The 18,478-nt window shown below is 63.8% G+C and carries 21 protein-coding genes; 18 read left to right on the forward strand and 3 right to left on the reverse strand.

What is annotated here, in order from left to right; translation table 11 throughout:
- The first annotated feature begins 144 nt into the window (after positions 1 to 144).
- The 7 genes from hslV to QME24_RS04025 all read left to right on the forward strand — a co-directional run bounded on the left by hslV (position 145) and on the right by QME24_RS04025 (position 7,846).
- Positions 145 to 675: an ATP-dependent protease subunit HslV gene (gene hslV / locus QME24_RS03995; protein WP_009682353.1), complete on the forward strand. Its 531-nt coding sequence runs from the start codon at positions 145 to 147 to the stop codon at positions 673 to 675.
- A gap of 76 nt (positions 676 to 751) precedes the next feature.
- Positions 752 to 2,095 (forward strand): ATP-dependent protease ATPase subunit HslU, encoded by a 1,344-nt coding sequence (gene hslU, locus QME24_RS04000; protein WP_009682354.1) that lies wholly within the window; start codon positions 752 to 754, stop codon positions 2,093 to 2,095.
- 143 nt (positions 2,096 to 2,238) lie between these two features.
- On the forward strand, positions 2,239 to 2,616 hold the full coding sequence (locus tag QME24_RS04005) for a DUF971 domain-containing protein (protein ID WP_029886361.1): 378 nt from the start codon (positions 2,239 to 2,241) through the stop codon (positions 2,614 to 2,616).
- A gap of 267 nt (positions 2,617 to 2,883) precedes the next feature.
- Entirely contained in the window at positions 2,884 to 4,563 is a 1,680-nt protein-coding gene (phaC, locus tag QME24_RS04010) for a class II poly(R)-hydroxyalkanoic acid synthase (RefSeq protein WP_280091713.1), read from the forward strand.
- A 62-nt stretch (positions 4,564 to 4,625) separates the two neighbouring features.
- The gene (gene phaZ, locus QME24_RS04015) at positions 4,626 to 5,477 is read left to right on the forward strand and encodes a poly(3-hydroxyalkanoate) depolymerase (protein WP_280091712.1); all 852 of its coding nucleotides are present in this window, start codon (positions 4,626 to 4,628) and stop codon (positions 5,475 to 5,477) included.
- 58 nt (positions 5,478 to 5,535) lie between these two features.
- On the forward strand, positions 5,536 to 7,218 hold the full coding sequence (gene phaC, locus QME24_RS04020) for a class II poly(R)-hydroxyalkanoic acid synthase (protein WP_054905289.1): 1,683 nt from the start codon (positions 5,536 to 5,538) through the stop codon (positions 7,216 to 7,218).
- A gap of 13 nt (positions 7,219 to 7,231) precedes the next feature.
- On the forward strand, positions 7,232 to 7,846 hold the full coding sequence (locus tag QME24_RS04025) for a TetR/AcrR family transcriptional regulator (RefSeq protein ID WP_029886365.1): 615 nt from the start codon (positions 7,232 to 7,234) through the stop codon (positions 7,844 to 7,846).
- A gap of 111 nt (positions 7,847 to 7,957) precedes the next feature.
- Here the strand turns inward: QME24_RS04025 and QME24_RS04030 are convergent, their stop codons facing one another.
- Entirely contained in the window at positions 7,958 to 8,749 is a 792-nt protein-coding gene (locus tag QME24_RS04030; RefSeq protein ID WP_232892239.1) for a phasin family protein, read from the reverse strand.
- Positions 8,750 to 8,759: 10 nt separating this feature from the next.
- Complete coding sequence (locus QME24_RS04035; protein WP_009682364.1) at positions 8,760 to 9,179, reverse strand: phasin family protein; 420 nt, start codon at positions 9,177 to 9,179, stop codon at positions 8,760 to 8,762.
- Between the two features lie 40 nt (positions 9,180 to 9,219).
- Between QME24_RS04035 and QME24_RS04040 the strand changes: the two genes are divergently transcribed.
- On the forward strand, positions 9,220 to 9,939 hold the full coding sequence (locus tag QME24_RS04040) for a hypothetical protein (RefSeq protein ID WP_232892238.1): 720 nt from the start codon (positions 9,220 to 9,222) through the stop codon (positions 9,937 to 9,939).
- A gap of 61 nt (positions 9,940 to 10,000) precedes the next feature.
- On the opposite strand, the gene QME24_RS04045 is transcribed toward QME24_RS04040, so the two are convergent.
- The gene (locus QME24_RS04045) at positions 10,001 to 10,276 is read right to left on the reverse strand and encodes a polyhydroxyalkanoic acid system family protein (protein ID WP_009682366.1); all 276 of its coding nucleotides are present in this window, start codon (positions 10,274 to 10,276) and stop codon (positions 10,001 to 10,003) included.
- A 124-nt stretch (positions 10,277 to 10,400) separates the two neighbouring features.
- Here QME24_RS04045 and ubiE point away from each other — a divergent pair, with 124 nt between their 5' ends.
- The 10 genes from ubiE (at position 10,401) to QME24_RS04095 (ending at position 18,434) form a co-directional block, all read left to right on the forward strand.
- Complete coding sequence (gene ubiE / locus QME24_RS04050) at positions 10,401 to 11,171, forward strand: bifunctional demethylmenaquinone methyltransferase/2-methoxy-6-polyprenyl-1,4-benzoquinol methylase UbiE (protein WP_009682367.1); 771 nt, start codon at positions 10,401 to 10,403, stop codon at positions 11,169 to 11,171.
- Entirely contained in the window at positions 11,171 to 11,794 is a 624-nt protein-coding gene (locus QME24_RS04055) for an SCP2 sterol-binding domain-containing protein (RefSeq protein ID WP_054905292.1), read from the forward strand. Before ubiE ends, QME24_RS04055 begins: the two co-directional genes overlap by 1 nt.
- Positions 11,791 to 13,410 carry a ubiquinone biosynthesis regulatory protein kinase UbiB gene (gene ubiB, locus QME24_RS04060; protein ID WP_280091711.1) on the forward strand — a complete coding sequence of 540 codons (1,620 nt, stop codon included), beginning with the start codon at positions 11,791 to 11,793 and terminating at the stop codon, positions 13,408 to 13,410. Before QME24_RS04055 ends, ubiB begins: the two co-directional genes overlap by 4 nt.
- Positions 13,411 to 13,482: 72 nt before the next feature.
- On the forward strand, positions 13,483 to 13,875 hold the full coding sequence (gene hisI / locus QME24_RS04065; protein ID WP_054905294.1) for a phosphoribosyl-AMP cyclohydrolase: 393 nt from the start codon (positions 13,483 to 13,485) through the stop codon (positions 13,873 to 13,875).
- A gap of 1 nt (position 13,876) precedes the next feature.
- Positions 13,877 to 14,212, forward strand: a complete 336-nt coding sequence (locus tag QME24_RS04070) for a phosphoribosyl-ATP diphosphatase (protein ID WP_009684306.1) — start codon at positions 13,877 to 13,879, stop codon at positions 14,210 to 14,212.
- A 62-nt stretch (positions 14,213 to 14,274) separates the two neighbouring features.
- Positions 14,275 to 14,547 carry a twin-arginine translocase TatA/TatE family subunit gene (locus QME24_RS04075; protein WP_029886370.1) on the forward strand — a complete coding sequence of 91 codons (273 nt, stop codon included), beginning with the start codon at positions 14,275 to 14,277 and terminating at the stop codon, positions 14,545 to 14,547.
- A 3-nt stretch (positions 14,548 to 14,550) separates the two neighbouring features.
- A complete protein-coding gene (gene tatB / locus QME24_RS04080) occupies positions 14,551 to 14,928 on the forward strand; it encodes a Sec-independent protein translocase protein TatB (protein WP_009684305.1) in 378 nt (125 codons plus the stop codon).
- A complete protein-coding gene (gene tatC, locus QME24_RS04085; protein WP_009684304.1) occupies positions 14,925 to 15,713 on the forward strand; it encodes a twin-arginine translocase subunit TatC in 789 nt (262 codons plus the stop codon). Before tatB ends, tatC begins: the two co-directional genes overlap by 4 nt.
- Entirely contained in the window at positions 15,710 to 16,417 is a 708-nt protein-coding gene (locus QME24_RS04090; protein WP_054905295.1) for a 16S rRNA (uracil(1498)-N(3))-methyltransferase, read from the forward strand. Before tatC ends, QME24_RS04090 begins: the two co-directional genes overlap by 4 nt.
- Positions 16,418 to 16,517: 100 nt before the next feature.
- Positions 16,518 to 18,434 (forward strand): methyl-accepting chemotaxis protein, encoded by a 1,917-nt coding sequence (locus tag QME24_RS04095; RefSeq protein ID WP_235768156.1) that lies wholly within the window; start codon positions 16,518 to 16,520, stop codon positions 18,432 to 18,434.
- Positions 18,435 to 18,478: the final 44 nt, after the last annotated feature.

Genomic DNA, 18,478 nt, shown 5'->3' on the forward strand with positions numbered 1-18,478 from the left:
GCAGCTTGCAGCTTGAAGAAGAAGCAAGCCACCCACCGATCTGCTTTTTCTTGTCGCTTGTAGCTTGAAGCTTGAAACTCTCCCCCCCACCCCCATATGAGTCTGCATCAGGCACTTTCGCCCCGCTGCGTGGAGACTCTCCCCTTGACCACCATCGTTTCTGTCCGCCGTAACGGCAAAGTCGTCATGGGCGGCGACGGCCAGGTATCCCTCGGCAACACGGTAATGAAAGGCAACGCCAAGAAAGTGCGCCGCCTGTACCACGGCCAGGTCATCGCCGGCTTCGCCGGTGCCACCGCCGACGCATTCACCCTGTTCGAGCGCTTTGAAGGGCAGCTGGAGAAACACCAGGGCCACCTGATCCGTGCCGCCGTCGAGCTGGCCAAGGAATGGCGTACCGACCGTTCCCTGAGCCGCCTGGAAGCCATGCTGGCCGTGGCCAACAAGGATGCCTCGCTGATCATCACCGGCAACGGCGACGTGGTCGAACCCGAAGATGGCTTGATCGCCATGGGTTCCGGTGGTGCCTACGCCCAGGCTGCCGCCCGCGCACTGCTGAACAAGACCGACCTCTCGGCCCGTGAAATCGCCGAGACCGCCCTGAACATCGCCGGCGACATCTGCGTGTTCACCAACCATAACCTGACCATCGAGGAGCAGGACCTGGCCGACTGACTCAGCTGTTCTGGCGCCCCATCCCGGTGATGGGGCTTTTCCACGCTGACTCATCTGCCCAAGGACCCAATTGATCATGTCCATGACCCCCCGCGAGATCGTCCACGAACTCAACCGCCACATCATCGGCCAGGACGACGCCAAGCGCGCCGTGGCCATTGCCCTGCGCAACCGCTGGCGGCGGATGCAGCTGCCGGCTGAGCTGCGCGCCGAAGTGACGCCGAAGAACATCCTGATGATCGGCCCGACCGGTGTCGGCAAGACCGAAATCGCCCGCCGCCTGGCCAAGCTGGCCAACGCCCCGTTCCTCAAGGTCGAAGCCACCAAGTTCACCGAAGTCGGCTACGTCGGCCGTGACGTCGAGTCGATCATCCGCGACCTGGCCGATGCCGCACTGAAGATGCTGCGCGAGCAGGAGATCATCCGTGTGCGCCACCGCGCCGAAGACGCCGCCGAAGACCGTATTCTCGATGCCCTGCTGCCGCAGGCGCGGGTGACCAGCTTCAACGAGGAAGCCGCGCAGACCAGTAGCGACTCCAACACCCGCCAGCTGTTCCGCAAGCGCCTGCGCGAAGGCCAGCTGGATGACAAGGAAATCGAGATCGAAGTCGCCGATGCCGTAGGTGTCGAAATTGCCGCGCCGCCCGGCATGGAAGAAATGACCAACCAGCTGCAAAGCCTGTTCGCCAACATGGGCAAGGGCAAGCGCAAGGCGCGCAAGCTGAAGGTCAAAGAAGCGCTGAAGATGGTCCGCGATGAAGAAGCGGGCCGCCTGGTCAACGAGGAAGAGCTCAAGGCCAAGGCCCTGGAGGCGGTCGAGCAGCACGGTATCGTGTTCATCGACGAAATCGACAAGGTCGCCAAGCGCGGCAATGTCGGCGGTGCCGATGTGTCCCGTGAAGGCGTGCAGCGCGACCTGCTGCCGCTGATCGAAGGCTGCACCGTCAACACCAAGCTGGGTATGGTCAAGACCGACCACATCCTGTTCATTGCCTCGGGCGCGTTCCACCTGAGCAAGCCCAGCGACCTGGTACCCGAGCTGCAAGGCCGCCTGCCGATCCGTGTAGAGCTCAAGGCACTGACCCCGGAAGACTTCGAGCGTATTTTGCGCGAGCCGCACGCTTCGCTGACCGAGCAGTACCAGGCGCTGCTGAAAACCGAAGGCCTGAACATCGAGTTCGTCGCCGACGGCATCAAGCGCCTGGCCGAAATTGCCTATCAGGTCAACGAGAAAACCGAGAACATCGGTGCCCGTCGCCTGCATACCCTGCTGGAGCGCCTGCTTGAAGAGGTGTCGTTCAGTGCCGGTGACCTGGCCAGCGCCCATGACGAAACGCCGATCCAGATCGACGCGGCCTATGTGAACAGCCACCTGGGTGAGCTGGCGCAGAACGAAGACCTGTCGCGTTACATCCTGTAAGCGGCAAGCTGCAAGCGACGAGCTGTTAGGCGTCGCTTGCAGCACCGCAAAACATGGCCGTTACATGTCTTGGCCATCTCCTCTTGCAGCTTGAGGCTCGAAGCTTGAAGCTTGAGTCTTGTCGCCAAGAAGAGATTCAGCCCATGGCCCGCATGCCCACCGCCATCAACCTGCACAAAGCCTCGAAAACCCTCAGCCTTACCTATGCGCCCGGTGAGGTCTACACCCTGCCCGCCGAGTTCCTGCGCGTGCACTCCCCCTCCGCCGAGGTCCAGGGCCACGGCAACCCCATTCTGCAATTCGGCAAGCTCAACGTCGGCCTCAGCGGCATCGAGCCAGCCGGCCAATATGCACTGAAACTGACCTTCGACGACGGCCATGACAGCGGCCTGTTCACCTGGGAATACCTGGAACAGCTGTGCCTGCGCCAAAACGAGCTGTGGGCCGAATACCTCGACGAGCTGCACAAGGCCGGCAAGTCCCGCGACCCGGCGGAGTCGGTCGTCAAATTCATGCTCTAGCGCAAGGGCTGCAAGGTTTAGAGCGCATTTTCTAGTTTCATCTGTTTGAATGATTGGCAGACGGCCCAGTGACGGGCTGTCTTGCGCATTACATGAAAGTCGGGTAACCAATGTGAGTGGCAAGTTCCCTGCATCACGCTGCAGGTATTCAGAACCCCGCAGCACCGCTGTTCCTTATCACTGGTCACCCGAGTAGCAGTACCGGGCTCAGGGCTGTGCCCCCGTCACAGCAACCGGTACTCGTCTCAGGACAACGGAGCGTCGTAGATGAGTAACAAGAACAACGATGAGCTGCAGCGGCAGGCCTCGGAAAACACCCTGGGGCTGAACCCGATCATCGGCATTCGCCGCAAAGACCTGCTGAGTTCGGCACGCACCGTATTGCGTCAGGCCGTGCGCCAACCGCTGCACAGCGCAAAGCACGTGGCCCATTTTGGCCTGGAACTGAAAAACGTCCTGCTGGGCAAGTCCAGCCTGGCCCCGGAAAGCGACGACCGACGCTTCAACGACCCGGCCTGGAGCAGCAACCCACTGTACCGCCGCTACCTGCAGACGTATCTGGCCTGGCGCAACGAACTGCAGGACTGGATCGGCAGCAGTGACCTGTCACCTCAGGACATCAGCCGCGGCCAGTTCGTCATCAACCTGATGACCGAAGCCATGGCGCCGACCAACACTTTGTCCAACCCGGCGGCGGTCAAGCGCTTCTTCGAGACCGGTGGCAAGAGCCTGCTCGACGGCTTGTCCAACCTGGCCAAGGACATGGTCAACAACGGCGGCATGCCTAGCCAGGTGAACATGGACGCCTTCGAGGTGGGCAAGAACCTGGGCACCAGCGAAGGCGCGGTGGTGTACCGCAATGATGTGCTGGAACTGATCCAGTACAGCCCGATCACCGAACAGGTGCACGCCCGGCCACTGCTGGTGGTGCCGCCGCAGATCAACAAGTTCTACGTATTCGACCTGAGCCCGGAAAAGAGCCTGGCTCGTTTTTGCCTGCGCTCGCAGCAGCAAACCTTCATCATCAGCTGGCGCAACCCGACCAAGGCCCAGCGTGAATGGGGCTTGTCCACCTACATCGACGCACTCAAGGAAGCCGTCGACGCCGTATTGGCGATTACCGGCAGCAAGGACCTGAACATGCTCGGTGCCTGCTCTGGCGGCATCACCTGCACGGCACTGGTAGGGCACTACGCAGCCCTCGGCGAGCACAAGGTCAATGCCCTGACCCTGCTGGTCAGCGTGCTGGACACCACGATGGATACCCAGGTGGCGCTGTTCGTCGACGAGCAGACCCTGGAAGCCGCCAAGCGCCACTCCTACCAGGCCGGTGTGCTGGAAGGCAGCGAGATGGCCAAGGTGTTCGCCTGGATGCGCCCCAACGACCTGATCTGGAACTACTGGGTGAACAACTACCTGCTCGGCAACGAGCCGCCGGTGTTCGACATCCTGTTCTGGAACAACGACACCACGCGCCTGCCCGCCGCCTTACATGGCGACCTGATCGAAATGTTCAAGACCAACCCGCTGACGCGTCCCAACGCCCTGGAAGTGTGCGGCACCCCCATCGATCTGAAAAACGTGCAGTGCGACATTTTCAGCGTGGCGGGTACCGCTGACCACATTACCCCGTGGCAGTCGTGCTACCGCTCGGCCCACCTGTTCGGGGGCAAGATCGAGTTCGTGCTGTCCAACAGCGGGCATATCCAGAGCATCCTCAACCCACCGGGCAACCCCAAGGCACGCTTCATGACCGGTGACGACCGCCCGGGTGATCCGCTGGCCTGGCAGGAAAATGCCACCAAGCATGCCGACTCCTGGTGGCTGCACTGGCAAGGCTGGCTGGCCGAGCGCGCAGGCGAACTGAAAAAAGCGCCGACCCGCCTGGGCAACCGTGCCTATGCTGCGGGCGAGGCGGCCCCAGGCACCTACGTTCACGAGCGTTGAGTGGCAGCGCCGTGGCGGCCCTCAGGGCGCCACGGTGTTCATTTCACCCAAGAGTCACGCGCATGACGCAACCGTATATCTTCCGGACCGTCGAGCTGGACAACCAGTCCATCCGCACCGCCGTCCGCCCCGGCAAGCCGCACTTGACGCCGCTGCTGATCTTCAATGGCATCGGCGCCAACCTGGAGCTGGTATTCCCGTTCATCGAAGCACTGGACCCGGACCTGGAAGTGATCGCTTTCGACGTTCCCGGTGTCGGCGGCTCGTCCACCCCGCGCCACCCGTATCGCTTCCCCGGGCTGGCCAAGCTGACGGCACGGATGCTCGATTACCTCGATTACGGCCAGGTCAATGTGATTGGGGTGTCCTGGGGCGGCGCCCTGGCCCAGCAGTTCGCCCACGACTACCCCGAACGCTGCAGGAAGCTGATACTCGCCGCCACTGCCGCCGGTGCCGTGATGGTACCCGGCAAGCCCAAGGTGCTGTGGATGATGGCCAGCCCCAGGCGCTATGTGCAGTCATCGCATGTCTTGCGCATTGCCCCGCTGATCTACGGTGGCGGTTTTCGCCGGGACCCAGAGCTGGCCATGCACCACGCAGCCAAGGTGCGCTCCGGCGGCAAGATGGGCTACTACTGGCAGCTGTTCGCCGGCCTGGGCTGGACCAGCATTCACTGGCTGCACAAGATCCAGCAGCCGACCCTGGTGCTGGCGGGCGACGACGACCCGCTGATCCCGCTGGTTAACATGCGCCTGCTGGCCTGGCGGATTCCCAACGCCGAGCTACATATTATCGACGACGGCCATTTGTTCCTGATTACCCGAGCCGAGGCTGTCGCGCCAATCATCATGAAGTTCCTGCAGCAAGAACGTCAGCGCGCCGTGATGCACCCGCGCCCGGCCTCGGGAGGGTAAGCGCCAGCACCGCGAAAGGGGCTATAACGCGCAATGGGTCAGACAAGGGAGTGTTGCCATGACAGACAAACCGGCCAAAGGATCGCAAACGGTCCCTGCCGGCAGAATGACCGTGCAGCATGCCATGCTCGGCCTGCGCGGCCGCGACCTGCTGGCCACGCTACGCAATGTCGGCCGCCACGGCCTGCGCCACCCGTTGCATACCGCCCATCACCTGCTGGCCCTTGGCGGGCAACTGGGGCGGGTGATGCTGGGCGATTCACCGCTTCAACCCAACCCGCGTGACAACCGGTTCAGCGACCCTGCATGGAGCCTGAACCCGTTCTACCGCCGAGGCCTGCAAGCCTACCTGGCCTGGCAGCAGCAGACCCGCCAGTGGATCGACGAAAGCCAGCTGCATGACGATGACCGGGCCCGCGCCCACGTTCTGTTCAACCTGCTCAACGATGCGCTGGCCCCCAGCAACTCGCTGCTCAACCCGCTGGCCGTGAAGGAACTGTTCAACACCGGTGGCCAGAGCCTGGTGCGCGGCCTGGCCCACCTGCTCGAAGACCTGCGCCACAACGATGGCCTGCCGCGCCAGGTCGATGAGCGGGCCTTCGACGTGGGCCGCAACCTGGCCGCCACCCCTGGGGCCGTGGTATTTCGCAACGAGCTGCTGGAGCTGATCCAGTACCGGCCGATGAGTGAAAAACAGCACAGCCGCCCGCTGTTGGTGGTGCCGCCGCAGATCAACAAGTTCTATATCTTCGACCTGAGCACGAACAACAGCTTCGTCCAGTACATGCTCAAGAACAACTTGCAAGTGTTCATGGTCAGCTGGCGCAACCCAGACCCGCGCCATCGTGAATGGGGCCTGTCCAGCTACGTGCAGGCGCTGGAAGAAGCCCTGGATGCCTGCCGCCGCATCAGCGGCAACCGCGACCCCAACCTCATGGGCGCTTGCGCCGGCGGCCTGACCATGGCCGCCTTGCAAGGCCACCTGCAAGCCAGGAACCAGTTGCGCCGGGTGCGCAGTGCCACCTACCTGGTCAGCCTGCTGGACAGCAAGTTCGACAGCCCGGCCAGCCTGTTCGCCGACGAGCAGACCCTGCAGGCAGCCAAACGCCGCTCTCACCAGCGCGGCGTGCTGGACGGCGCCGAAGTGGCGCGGGTGTTTGCCTGGATGCGCCCCAACGACCTGATCTGGAACTACTGGGTCAACAACTACCTGCTCGGCAAGACACCGCCTGCGTTCGACATTCTCTACTGGAACGCCGACAGCACGCGCCTGCCTGCCGCATTGCATGGCGACCTGCTGGATTTCTTCAAGCTCAACCCGTTGACCTACCCGGCCGGGCTGGAGGTCTGCGGCACGCCAATCGACCTGCAACAGGTCAGCGTGGACAGTTTTACCGTCGCCGGCAGCAACGACCACATCACCCCCTGGGACGCGGTGTACCGGTCGGCCTTGCTGCTGGGCGGTGAGCGCCGCTTCGTGCTGGCCAACAGCGGGCATATCCAGAGCATCATCAACCCGCCAGGCAACCCCAAGGCCTATTACCTGACCAACCCCAGCCTGAGCAGTGACCCGCGCGCATGGTTCCACGAGGCTACGCGCAGCGAGGGTAGCTGGTGGCCGTTGTGGCTGGCGTGGATCACCCAGCGCTCCGGTCCGCTCAAGGCGCCACGCAACGACCTGGGCAACGCCACCCACCCGCCCCTGGCCCCTGCGCCCGGCACCTATGTGCTGACCCGATGAGCAGACCGACCGGATGAAAACCCGCGATCGTATCCTTGAGTGCGCCCTGCAGCTGTTCAACCAGCAGGGCGAGCCGAACGTATCGACCCTGGAGATTGCCAACGAGCTGGGTATCAGCCCGGGCAACCTCTACTACCACTTCCACGGCAAGGAGCCCCTGGTACTGGGGTTGTTCGAGCGCTTCGAGGAAGCGCTGATGCCGCTGCTGGACCCGCCGCTGGAAGTGCGCCTGGATGCCGAGGACTACTGGCTGTTCCTGCACCTGATCGTCGAGCACATGGCGCAGTACCGGTTTCTGTTCCAGGACCTGTCGAACCTGACCGGGCGCCTGCCCAAGCTGGCCCGCGGCATGCGCAGCCTGATCAACGCCCTGAAGCGCACGCTGGCGGCACTGCTGGCCAGCCTCAAGGGCCAGGGCCTGGTACAGAGTGACACCCAGGCCTTGGGGCAACTGGTGGAACAGATCACCCTGACGCTGCTGTTCTCGCTGGATTACCAGCGGGTGCTGGGGCGCGAAGGGGATGTGGGGATCGTGGTGTACCAGGTGATGATGCTGGTGGCGCCGCACCTGCAGGCTCAGGCCCGGGGGGCAGCCGAGCAGTTGGCGATGAAGTATCTGGAGGACTAGCCCTGCAGGGGCTGTGCTGCCGCCGCCAACGCATTCGCGGGTGAACCCGCGCCTGCAGGGTTGCGCTGAACCTGTAGGCGCGGGGCCACCCGCGAAGAGGGCGTTGCGGTATCAGATCAGGGTACCGGTCCCGTTGGCCGCCGACGGCGTGTTGCTGGCCGGGGCTGCAGCCGGGGCCGGGGCATCGGTTGCGGCAGGTGCAGCGCTGGCCGCCGGCTTGGCCGGTGCTTTCTTCGCTGCAGGCTTCCTGGCTGCTGCCGGTTTGGCTGCTGCCGGCTTTGCCGCAGGCTTGGCGGCGGGTTTCGCTGCTGCCGCCTTGCTTGCAGGTTTGGCAGCCGCAGGCTTGGTCGCAGGTTTTGCCGCGGCCGCCTTGGCTGCAGGTTTCGCCGCAGCGGTTTTGGCTGCGGGTTTGGCCGCTGCCGCCTTGGCCAGTGGCTTGGCTGCCGCCTTGCTGGCTGCCGGCTTGGCTGCGGCCCCTCGCGACGAAACCGGCGCCACCGAGGCACCGGTCAGCTTCTCGATCTGCTTGGTCAGGCTGTCTACCTGCTGGTGCAGGGCCTTGATTTCGTTGCGGCTCGGTACACCCAGGCGCGAGATGGCGCTGTTCAGACGTTTATCGAAAGCCTCTTCGAGTTCGCTCCACTTGCCCAGCGCCCGGTCCTTCACGCCGGACACCCGCGAAGTGGTCGAAGACTTGGCGCTTTCGGCCACATCTTCGGCGCTCTTCTTGGCCTGCTTTTCGGCCTTCTCGCCATCTTTCACCAGCGAGTCGAAAAGCTTGGGGCCGTCCTGGTCGATCTTCGAATAGATACCCAGCCCCGCCAGCCAGATCTTGCGGGAGTACTTTTCGATCCCGCCGACCCAGGAGCTGCCTGCTTTGTCGGTATTCTTCTTGCCAGCCATCCTGCTCTCCTTATGGTTTGTGCGCGACGCGCTCAAGCAGCTCGTGCAGCTGTTCAAGCTTGATCGACAGCGCCTCAACGTCATGTTTAGACGGTATGCCAAGGCGATTCAAGGCGCGCCCTACCCGTGCGTCGAAAGCTTTTTCGATCTTGTCGAGTTGAATTTCAACCTTGCCACGTACGCGGCTCACTTCCTGGGCGGCGTCATCGATCTGCTGGTTGGCGGCGTCCAGCTCTTTATCAATGCGCTTCTTGCCCCGCTTCTCGACACCTTCGCCGGCCTTGACCAGCGCCTGGAAATAGTCGGCGCCTTCGTGGCCGACACGCGCATAGGCGCCGATGCCCGCCAGCCAGATCTTGCGTGCGTAACCCCGCACCTCACCCAGCGTGCCCGGCGCGTCCGCCTTTTTCTTCACATTCACTTTGGCCATGCTCTGTACCTCATGCTCATGAGTGGAGGAGGAACCGCCCATGGAGGGTGGGCTTGAGCATAAGGTAGAGGCAGGAATTAGAATCTTCACCCTAAGATCGGCGCACTGCTTTATCTACCACAGGGCCCAGATCATCAGTGACCTGCATCAACTCGTCGTCCGCAGGGACCGGCTCAGCGCAGACGATTTCGAAAGTACCCTGCTCGCCCAGCAAACCCTGCGCGGCAAGCATTTTCACGAAGCACTGCTGAGCCACGACAGCCTGGCTGCCGCCGGCCTGACGCCCGAACAACAGAAGGCGCCCCTGGAGAGCGCCCTTCGCGAATACAAGCTGGCCCTGAGCAATGCCCAGTACCTGCTTTCACGCAACATGCCTGCGGTGGACAGCAGCCAACTCGAGGCCTACATCGTTGAGCTCAATATACTGATAAGCCTGGGCGAGGATGACATGGCCAACCTGGCGGCCGCGACCGATCGCCAGGATGCAGTACCCGAGCAACCACTGACCCACAGGGCGCGCAAACAGCTCAAGCCCAATGACTTTCTGGATGTGTACGACATCTATCGCCTGCAGCCCAGGCAGATATCGCCTGCAGCCCAGGCAGAAGCTCTGGGAGGCGCACTTCCACTACACCACCGCCACCGCCAATGCCCGGCGCTTTGCCAAAGGCCATTTGAAGTTTCCGGAGGCCATGGGCCGCGACGAGCGCTTGCAACGGGCACAGGCTTCGGCGGAGCGTTGCCAGGTGTACCGGGGTGACCTGCGCCTGGACCAGATCGAAGACCTGATCCCGTTCCCCGCCAGCTGAATAAAGCGGGCGTCAGGCCAGTGCCTTGTCCAGGGCCCGCTCGATCTCGCCCTTGATGGTGCCGCTCATCATCGACAGCATCATGCCCAGTTTCAGCTCCACGCGGATGCTGTCTTCGCCGATCTGCACGCTACCCTTGGCGCCGCTGCGCGCCACATCGACCCGGTCACCGTTCCAGGTGGCCTGGAGGTCGTACTCGCGGCTGAGCTTGTCGACCAGCGCCTGGGCCTTGGCACGGGCGGCGTCACGGCCGAGGGAGTGTTTGCGTTCGACGCTGATCTGGGTCATGCAGGTGTTCCTGAAGATGTAGACATAATCGGCATTATGCCCGCCCCCGGCCACAGGCACACCCTGCCAAGACAAATCCGCCCGTTCGCCCTAGAATGGCGGTAATTTTTTCCGGTGAAGCGATATGAACGACCAGCGCAAAGGCGACCACGCCGAACCCACCACCCATTTCGGCTACCAGGACGTCCCTGAAAGCCAGAAAGCCAAGAAAGTTGCCGAGGTATTCCATTCGGTAGCTGCCAAGTACGACCTGATGAACGACGTGCTCTCCGGCGGCATGCACCGCCTGTGGAAGCGCTTCACCATCGAGCTCTCGGGTGTGCGCAGCGGCAACCGCGTGCTGGACATCGCCGGTGGTACCGGCGACCTTGCCGCCAAGTTTTCGCGCCTGGTCGGCCCGACCGGGCAAGTGGTACTGGCCGACATCAACGACTCGATGCTCAAGGTTGGCCGTGACCGCCTGCTGGACCGCGGCGTGGCCGGCAACATCGAATTCGTGCAGGCCGACGCGGAAAAGCTGCCGTTCCCGGACAACCACTTCGATTGCGTGACCATCGCCTTCGGCCTGCGCAACGTCACCCACAAGGATGCAGCCATCCGTTCGATGCTGCGTGTACTCAAGCCCGGTGGCCGCTTGCTGATCCTGGAGTTCTCCAAGCCGACCAACAAGCTCATGTCCAAGGCCTACGATGCCTACTCGTTCGCCTTCATGCCCCTGGCCGGCAAGCTGATCACCAACGACTCCGAAAGCTACCGTTACCTCGCCGAGTCGATCCGCATGCACCCCGACCAGGAAACCCTGAAAAGCATGATGGTCGAGGCCGGCTTCGACCGCGTCACCTACCACAACATGACCAGCGGCATTGTTGCCGTGCACCGGGGAATCAAGCCCTGATGCTGCTGGCCGGGCTGCTCGCCAGTGTCGAACAGGGCCTGAACCGCGTCCTGCGCATGGACAGCACGGCCCTGCCGCGGCTGGGCGCGCTGGCGGGCAAGGTCATCGAGATAGACTGCCGCCAACCGGCCTTGCAGGTGTTCATCCTGCCCGATGAAGAGGGCCTGATGCTCGCCGCCCACTGGGAAGGCGAGGTCGACTGCAGCCTGCGCGCCCCGGCCGGCAGCCTGGTGCAACTGGCCGTGACCAAGGACAAGACTGGCGTGTTGCACAGCCCGCAGGTCGAGCTGCACGGCGACAGCGCCGTGCTGCTCGACCTGTTCGGTGTGCTGCAGGACCTGGAACTGGACTGGGAGCACGAGTTGCAACGCTGGCTCGGCCCGGTGGCCACGGCCATGCTGGCCGGCCACATCCGCCTGCGCGCACGCTGGACCCGCCAGGGCCTGGCGCGCTTCAGCCAGAATTTGTCCGAGTACCTGGCCGAAGAGTCGCGCACGCTGGTCGGCAAGCGCGAAGCCGAGGCTGCCTTCAGCGAACTCGATGCCCTGAAACTCGACACCGAACGCCTTGAGGCGCGCCTCAAGCGCCTTTCCCGATCCCTTGATTCCAGCGATAACGCATGAAGCTGCTCGCCGTCCGCCGCCTTTTCCGCATTCAGCGTGTGGTCATCCGCTACCGCCTGGATGACCTGCTGTTCGATCAACCCCTGCTGCCCTGGTGGCTGGCCAGCCTGCGCCTGCTGATGCCGTGGCGCTGGCTGCCACGCAAGCCGTCCGAGCTCAACCGTGGCGCACGTCTGCGCCTGGCGCTGCAGGACCTGGGGCCGATCTTCATCAAGTTCGGCCAGTTGCTGTCCACCCGCCGCGACCTGCTGCCCCCCGACATCGCCGACGAGCTGATGCTGCTGCAGGACCGCGTGCCGCCATTCGACCCGAAACACGCCGTGGCGTTGATCGAAGCGCAACTGGGTGCCAAGGTGGGCGAGCTGTTCAGCCGCTTCGACGTCGAGCCGCTGGCCTCGGCCTCGGTCGCCCAGGTGCATGCCGCGCGCCTGAAAACGGGCGAAGAGGTGGTGGTCAAGGTGGTACGCCCCGGCCTCAAGCCGGTCATCGCCCAGGACCTGGCCTGGCTGTTCCTGATTGCCAAGGCCGCCGAGCGCGCCTCGGCCGATGCCCGCCGCCTGCACCCGGTGGACATCGTCGGCGACTACGAAAAAACCATCTACGACGAGCTTGACCTGTTGCGCGAAGCGGCCAATGCCAGCCAGCTGCGGCGTAACTTCGAAGGGTCCGAGCTGATGTACGTGCCCCAGGTGTACTGGGACCTGTGCCGCCCCAAGGTGCTGGTCATGGAGCGCATCTATGGCGTGCCCGTGACCGACATGGCTACCCTGGCCGACCAGCGCACCGACATGAAGCTGCTGGCCGAACGGGGTGTGGAGGTGTTCTTCACCCAGGTGTTCCGCGACAGCTTCTTCCATGCCGACATGCACCCGGGCAACATCTTCGTCAGCACGGTCAAACCGTGGAGCCCGCAGTACATCGCCATCGACTGCGGGATCGTCGGCAGCCTCACCGCCGAAGACCAGGACTACCTGGCGCGCAACCTGTTTGCCTTCTTCAAGCGCGACTACCGGCGTGTGGCCGAGCTGCACATCGATTCGGGCTGGGTCCCGGCGCATACCAAGGTCAACGAATTCGAAGCCGCGATCCGCACCGTGTGCGAACCGATCTTCGAAAAACCGTTAAAGGAAATTTCCTTCGGCCAGGTGCTGATGCGCCTGTTCCAGACCGCACGGCGCTTCAACATGGAAGTGCAGCCGCAGTTGGTGCTGCTGCAAAAAACCTTGCTCAACATCGAAGGCCTAGGCCGCCAGCTGTACCCTGACCTGGACCTGTGGAGCACCGCCAAGCCCTACCTGGAACGCTGGATGCGCGAGCGCTACAGCCCCAAGGCCATGTTCGGCAACCTGCACAGCCATGTCGAGCAGTTGCCGCACCTGGCCGGTATGACCCGCGACCTGCTCGAACGCCTGTCGCAACCGCATTTGCATGACCCGCAACTGCCAGAGCGCCGCAAGGGCGACCGCTGGGCGCTGCGCCTGCTGGGTGCCGGCCTGCTGGGCGGGGGCGCGGTACTGGCCGCGGGTGCTGCCGAGGCCGCCAGCCTGGCCGCGCCTGCAGCCTGGCCAGCCTGGCTGATGCTGGCCGCCGGCCTTTACCTGATCGTGCGCCAATAGCCAGCCGCGCCTGTGGCTGGCACACTAGCGCAAATGGCCCGGTACAGAAGCGGGCTCGCTTTGGAGTCGACGATGAAAGACTGGCTGGACGAGATCAAGTGGAACAGCGATGGCCTGGTGCCAGCGATCGCCCAGGACCACAAGACCGGACGGGTGCTGATGATGGCCTGGATGAACCGCGAATCGCTGGCGCTCACGGCCGCCGAGCAACGCGCCATCTACTGGTCGCGCTCGCGTGGCAAGCTGTGGCGCAAGGGCGAAGAGTCCGGGCATGTGCAGAAGCTGCATGAGCTGCGCCTGGACTGCGACGCCGACGTCATCATCCTGATGGTCGAGCAACTGGGCCATATTGCCTGCCATACCGGCCGTGAAAGCTGTTTCTATCGCGTCTACGAAGACGGCCAGTGGAACATCGTCGACCCGGTCCTCAAGGACCCGGGTGCCATCTACAGCGCAGGACACTGACATGAGCGACACCCTCAACCGCCTGGCCGCCGTGCTTGAAGAACGCAAGCAAGCGGCGCCCGACAGCTCCTATGTGGCCAGCCTGTACCACAAGGGCCTGAACAAGATCCTTGAAAAGCTCGGCGAAGAGTCGGTCGAAACCATCATCGCCGCCAAGGACGCCGCGCACAGCAAGGATTACAGCGATGTCATCTACGAAACCGCCGACCTGTGGTTTCATAGCCTGGTGATGCTCAGCGCGCTGGGCCAGCATCCGCAAGCGGTGCTGGACGAACTGGAGCGCCGCTTCGGGCTGTCCGGACATGATGAGAAGGCTGCGCGAACGCCTTCTGCCTGATGCATTTGCGGGGGGCGCCGGGCGCCCCTGAAGCTTCACTGACATTTTTTCAGGAGTACGAAATGGGTATCTTTGACTGGAAACACTGGATCGTCCTGCTGGTGGTCGTGGTGCTGGTATTCGGCACCAAGAAGCTGAAGAACTTCGGCAGTGACCTGGGCGAGTCGATCAAGGGCTTCCGCAAGGCCATGAACGATGAAGAGCACAAGCCGGCCGAGCAAACCCCGCCGCCTGCCCAGCCTGTGCCGCCGGTGCAGAACACCGCCCAGCCGCAGCCAGGCCACACCATCGAGGGCCAGGCACAGCCGGTCCAAGAGCCACAGCGGAAAGACTGACCCATGTTCGGCATCAGTTTCAGCGAGCTGCTGCTCGTCGGCCTGGTCGCCCTGTTGGTGCTCGGCCCCGAGCGCCTGCCAGGCGCGGCCCGCACCGCAGGTTTGTGGATCGGGCGGCTCAAGCGCAGCTTCAACAGCATCAAGATGGAAGTGGAGCGTGAAATCGGCGCCGACGACATCCGCCGTCAGCTGCACAACGAGCACATCCTGCAGATGGAAGAGGAAGCCAAGCGCATCCTCAACCCGCTGACGCCACCGGCACAGCCGCCCGTGACCACCGCCACCGTGCAGCCACCCGCCGGGGTCGCAGCCAGGCCAGTGGAAACACCGGCCACCCCGGGCACAACAACTGAACCGCCTCAACCGCCGCGAGCCCCATGAGCGAGAATCCGGAACACGACCAGCCAATGCCGCTGGTTTCGCACCTGACCGAACTGCGCACCCGCCTGCTGCGCTGCGTTGCGGTCATTTTCCTGATCTTTGCCGGGCTGTTCTCCTTCGCCCAGCAGATCTACACCCTGGTCTCCGCCCCCCTGCGTGATCACTTGCCGGCCAACGCAACGATGATCGCCACCGACGTGGCCTCGCCGTTCCTCACGCCGTTCAAGCTGACCATGATCGTGTCGCTGTTCCTGGCCATCCCCTTCATCCTCCAGCAGATCTGGGGCTTCATCGCGCCTGGGCTGTACCGCCACGAAAAGCGCATCGCGATCCCGCTGCTGGTGTCGAGCATCCTGCTGTTCTATGCCGGTATGGCGTTCGCCTATTTCCTGGTGTTCCCGCTGATGTTCAAGTTCTTCGCGGCAGCCACCCCGGCAGGCGTGGCCATGATGACCGACATCGCCAACTACCTCGATTTCGTGATGACGTTGTTCTTCGCCTTTGGCGTGGCCTTCGAGATCCCGGTGGCGGTGGTGCTGCTGGTGTGGATCGGCGTGGTCGACGTGAAGTACCTGAAGAAGATCCGCCCTTACGTGATCATCGGCTGCTTCGTGGTCGGCATGATCCTCACGCCACCGGACATCTTCTCGCAGACCCTGCTGGCCGTACCCATGTGGTTGTTGTTCGAAGTCGGCGTGCTGTGCGGCAGCCTGGTGCGCAAGCGCAGTGCCCACGACGAAACTGCCGACGATTCCAACGACCAGCCGCCAGCGACTCAACCGTGAACCTGCTGCTGCTTGAACAGGCCGACTTCGTTGCGGCCGACCGCGTGGTGCTGGCTGACCGGCGCTTCACCCACATGCAGGAAATCCACCGCGTGGCGGTCGGCGACCAGCTGCGCGTGGGCCGCGTCAACGGCTTGATGGGCAAGGCCACGGTGCTGCGCCTGGCACCGCACCAGGCCGAGCTGGAGGTGGCCTTCGACCAGCAACCGCCGGCCAAACTGCCGCTGACCCTGGTGCTGGCTGTACCCCGCCCGAAGATGCTGCGCCGGCTGTTCCAGACCGTGGCCACGCTGGGTGTACCGCGGCTGATCCTGCTGAACAGCTACAAGGTCGAGAAAAGCTTCTGGCAAACGCCGTTCCTGCAGCCGGAAAGCATTCGGGACAACCTGATCCTCGGCCTGGAACAAGCCCGCGACACGGTACTGCCCGAGGTGATCATCGAGAAGCGCTTCAAGCCGTTCGTCGAAGACCGCCTGCCCGCGATCGCTGCTGGTACCCTGGGCCTGGTCGGTCACCCCGGCCCGTACCCTGCCTGCCCGCGCGCCGTGGACCAGCCCGTGACCCTGGCCATCGGCCCCGAAGGTGGCTGGATTCCTTACGAAATCGACCTGCTGGGCAAGGCAGGCCTGGCGCCCGTGCAGCTGGGTGAGCGCATTCTGCGCGTGGAAACGGCCGTCACTGCGCTGCTTTCGCGCATTTTCTGACGCAAACGCCACCTAATCGCCCATCAAGTTTCCCCTTCCCGGGCCGATGGCCTTGGCAACACAACAAAGTTTCGTGCTGCCAAGCCGACCGGGAGTCTACATGTATCAATGGTTAGCCCAATCGCTGGGCAATATGAGCGTGAACCGCAAACTGGGAATGGGTTTCGGCCTGGTCCTGCTATTGACCGTGGCCATCACCCTGACCGGCTGGCACGGCATGGACAGCATCACCGCCCGTGGCGACAAGCTGGGGAATATCTCGGTCATTCAGCAGCACACCCAGGAACTGCGTATCGCCCGCCAGCGCTATCAACGCGAGCGCGACGAAGCCTCGATCGCAGACGTGGAAAAAGCCCTGGCTACGCTGGACCGCCAAGTGCAAGTGATGCTCGGCCAGATCGAGCAGCCCGCCGACCACCAGCGCCTGGAGCAGCAGCGCGAGGCCGTGCGCGGCTACCAGCAGGCCTTGGGCGAGCTGAAACAGGCCGGCCAACGCCGCGAGGCAAGCCGCGCAGTGCTCGGCGATAGCGCCGACAAGGCCGTGGAACTGCTGAGCCGGGTGCAACAGCGCCTGCGCCAGGGCGGCGACATAAGCCAATACCAGTCCGCCGTGGAGGTCAGCGCCCTGCTGCAGCAAGCCCGCTTCCAGGTACGCGGTTATACCTACAGCGGCAATGCCGAGTACCAGCAAACCGCTTTGAAAGCCATTGACCAGGCCTTGCTCGAACTGCGCGCGCTGCCGGCCAAGGTGCCGGCCGACTACGCCGCCAGTCTGGACGATGCGACCACCGCCATGGGCGGCTACCGGGATGCGGTCAGCCAGTTCGGCGCTGCCCAGACGGCCAGCGATCAAGCCTTGCAACGCATGGTCGAGTTCGGCGCGGCGCTGCTGCAGACCAGCGAGGCGATGACCACCTCCCAGACCGCCGTACGGGATAGCGCTGCCGCCCAGGCCAAGACCCTGCTGCTGATCGCCACGGTGCTGGCGCTGGCCCTTGGCCTGCTGGCAGCCTGGGCGATTACCCGGCAGATCGTCGTGCCCCTGCGCCAGACCCTGAGCGCCGCCGAGCGGGTAGCCAGCGGCGACCTCAGCCACAACCTGCAGGTAGACCGCCGTGACGAGCTGGGCCAGTTGCAAGCCAGCATGCAGCGCATGACCCAAGGCTTGCGCGAGCTGATCGGTGGCATCGGCGATGGGGTAACGCAGATCGCCAGTGCGGCCGAGCAACTGTCGGCGGTGACCGAGCAGACCAGCGTCGGGGTCAACAACCAGAAGGTCGAGACCGATCAGGTGGCGACTGCCATGAACCAGATGACCGCGACCGTGCACGACGTGGCACGCAATGCCGAGCAAGCCTCGGAAGCGGCCTTGATGGCCGACCAGCAGGCCCGTGAAGGTGACCGGGTGGTGGGCGAAGCGGTGGCGCAGATCGAGCGCCTGGCCGGCGAAGTGATCAACTCCAGCGAAGCGATGAACCAGCTCAAGGCCGAGAGCGACAAGATCGGCAGCGTGCTCGACGTGATCAAGTCGGTGGCTCAACAGACCAATTTGCTGGCGCTCAACGCAGCTATCGAGGCTGCCCGTGCAGGCGAAGCCGGGCGCGGCTTTGCCGTGGTGGCCGACGAGGTACGCAGCCTGGCCCAGCGCACCCAGCAGTCGACCGAAGAAATCGAAGAACTGATTGCCGGCTTGCAAAGCGGAACCCAGCGGGTGGCCAGCGTGATGGACAGCAGCCGCCAACTGACTGACAGCAGCGTCGAGCTGACCCGCCGCGCCGGCAGCTCGCTGGAAACCATCACCCGCACCGTGTCGTCCATCCAGGCGATGAACCAGCAGATCGCCACCGCGGCAGAAGAGCAAACGGCCGTGGCCGAAGAGATCAACCGCAGCGTGATGAATGTGCGGGACATTTCCGACCAGACCTCGGCGGCCAGTGAGGAGACGGCCAGCTCCAGCGTGGAGCTGGCGCGGCTGGGCACCCATTTGCAAGGGTTGGTGGGGCGCTTCAGGCTCTGATCGGGTGTGCCTGGCCTCTTCGCGTCAGTTCGGCGCGGAGCGGC

It is taken from the genome of Pseudomonas sp. PARCl1 (assembly GCF_947311875.1).
Classification (GTDB): domain Bacteria; phylum Pseudomonadota; class Gammaproteobacteria; order Pseudomonadales; family Pseudomonadaceae; genus Aquipseudomonas; species Aquipseudomonas juntendi.

Coding starts and splice junctions, on each gene's coding strand:
- QME24_RS04030 (WP_232892239.1), bottom strand. CDS start 8,749: ATGGCTGGCAAGAAGAATACCGACAAAGCAGGCAGCTCCTGGGTCGGC.
- QME24_RS04035 (WP_009682364.1), bottom strand. CDS start 9,179: ATGGCCAAAGTGAATGTGAAGAAAAAGGCGGACGCGCCGGGCACGCTG.
- hisI (WP_054905294.1), top strand. CDS start 13,483: ATGAAAGACTGGCTGGACGAGATCAAGTGGAACAGCGATGGCCTGGTG.
- QME24_RS04095 (WP_235768156.1), top strand. CDS start 16,518: ATGTATCAATGGTTAGCCCAATCGCTGGGCAATATGAGCGTGAACCGC.
- tatC (WP_009684304.1), top strand. CDS start 14,925: ATGAGCGAGAATCCGGAACACGACCAGCCAATGCCGCTGGTTTCGCAC.
- QME24_RS04055 (WP_054905292.1), top strand. CDS start 11,171: ATGCTGCTGGCCGGGCTGCTCGCCAGTGTCGAACAGGGCCTGAACCGC.
- phaZ (WP_280091712.1), top strand. CDS start 4,626: ATGACGCAACCGTATATCTTCCGGACCGTCGAGCTGGACAACCAGTCC.
- QME24_RS04025 (WP_029886365.1), top strand. CDS start 7,232: ATGAAAACCCGCGATCGTATCCTTGAGTGCGCCCTGCAGCTGTTCAAC.
- QME24_RS04005 (WP_029886361.1), top strand. CDS start 2,239: ATGGCCCGCATGCCCACCGCCATCAACCTGCACAAAGCCTCGAAAACC.
- phaC (WP_054905289.1), top strand. CDS start 5,536: ATGACAGACAAACCGGCCAAAGGATCGCAAACGGTCCCTGCCGGCAGA.
- tatB (WP_009684305.1), top strand. CDS start 14,551: ATGTTCGGCATCAGTTTCAGCGAGCTGCTGCTCGTCGGCCTGGTCGCC.
- ubiE (WP_009682367.1), top strand. CDS start 10,401: ATGAACGACCAGCGCAAAGGCGACCACGCCGAACCCACCACCCATTTC.
- hslU (WP_009682354.1), top strand. CDS start 752: ATGTCCATGACCCCCCGCGAGATCGTCCACGAACTCAACCGCCACATC.
- phaC (WP_280091713.1), top strand. CDS start 2,884: ATGAGTAACAAGAACAACGATGAGCTGCAGCGGCAGGCCTCGGAAAAC.
- QME24_RS04045 (WP_009682366.1), bottom strand. CDS start 10,276: ATGACCCAGATCAGCGTCGAACGCAAACACTCCCTCGGCCGTGACGCC.
- ubiB (WP_280091711.1), top strand. CDS start 11,791: ATGAAGCTGCTCGCCGTCCGCCGCCTTTTCCGCATTCAGCGTGTGGTC.
- QME24_RS04075 (WP_029886370.1), top strand. CDS start 14,275: ATGGGTATCTTTGACTGGAAACACTGGATCGTCCTGCTGGTGGTCGTG.
- QME24_RS04070 (WP_009684306.1), top strand. CDS start 13,877: ATGAGCGACACCCTCAACCGCCTGGCCGCCGTGCTTGAAGAACGCAAG.
- QME24_RS04040 (WP_232892238.1), top strand. CDS start 9,220: ATGGAGGGTGGGCTTGAGCATAAGGTAGAGGCAGGAATTAGAATCTTC.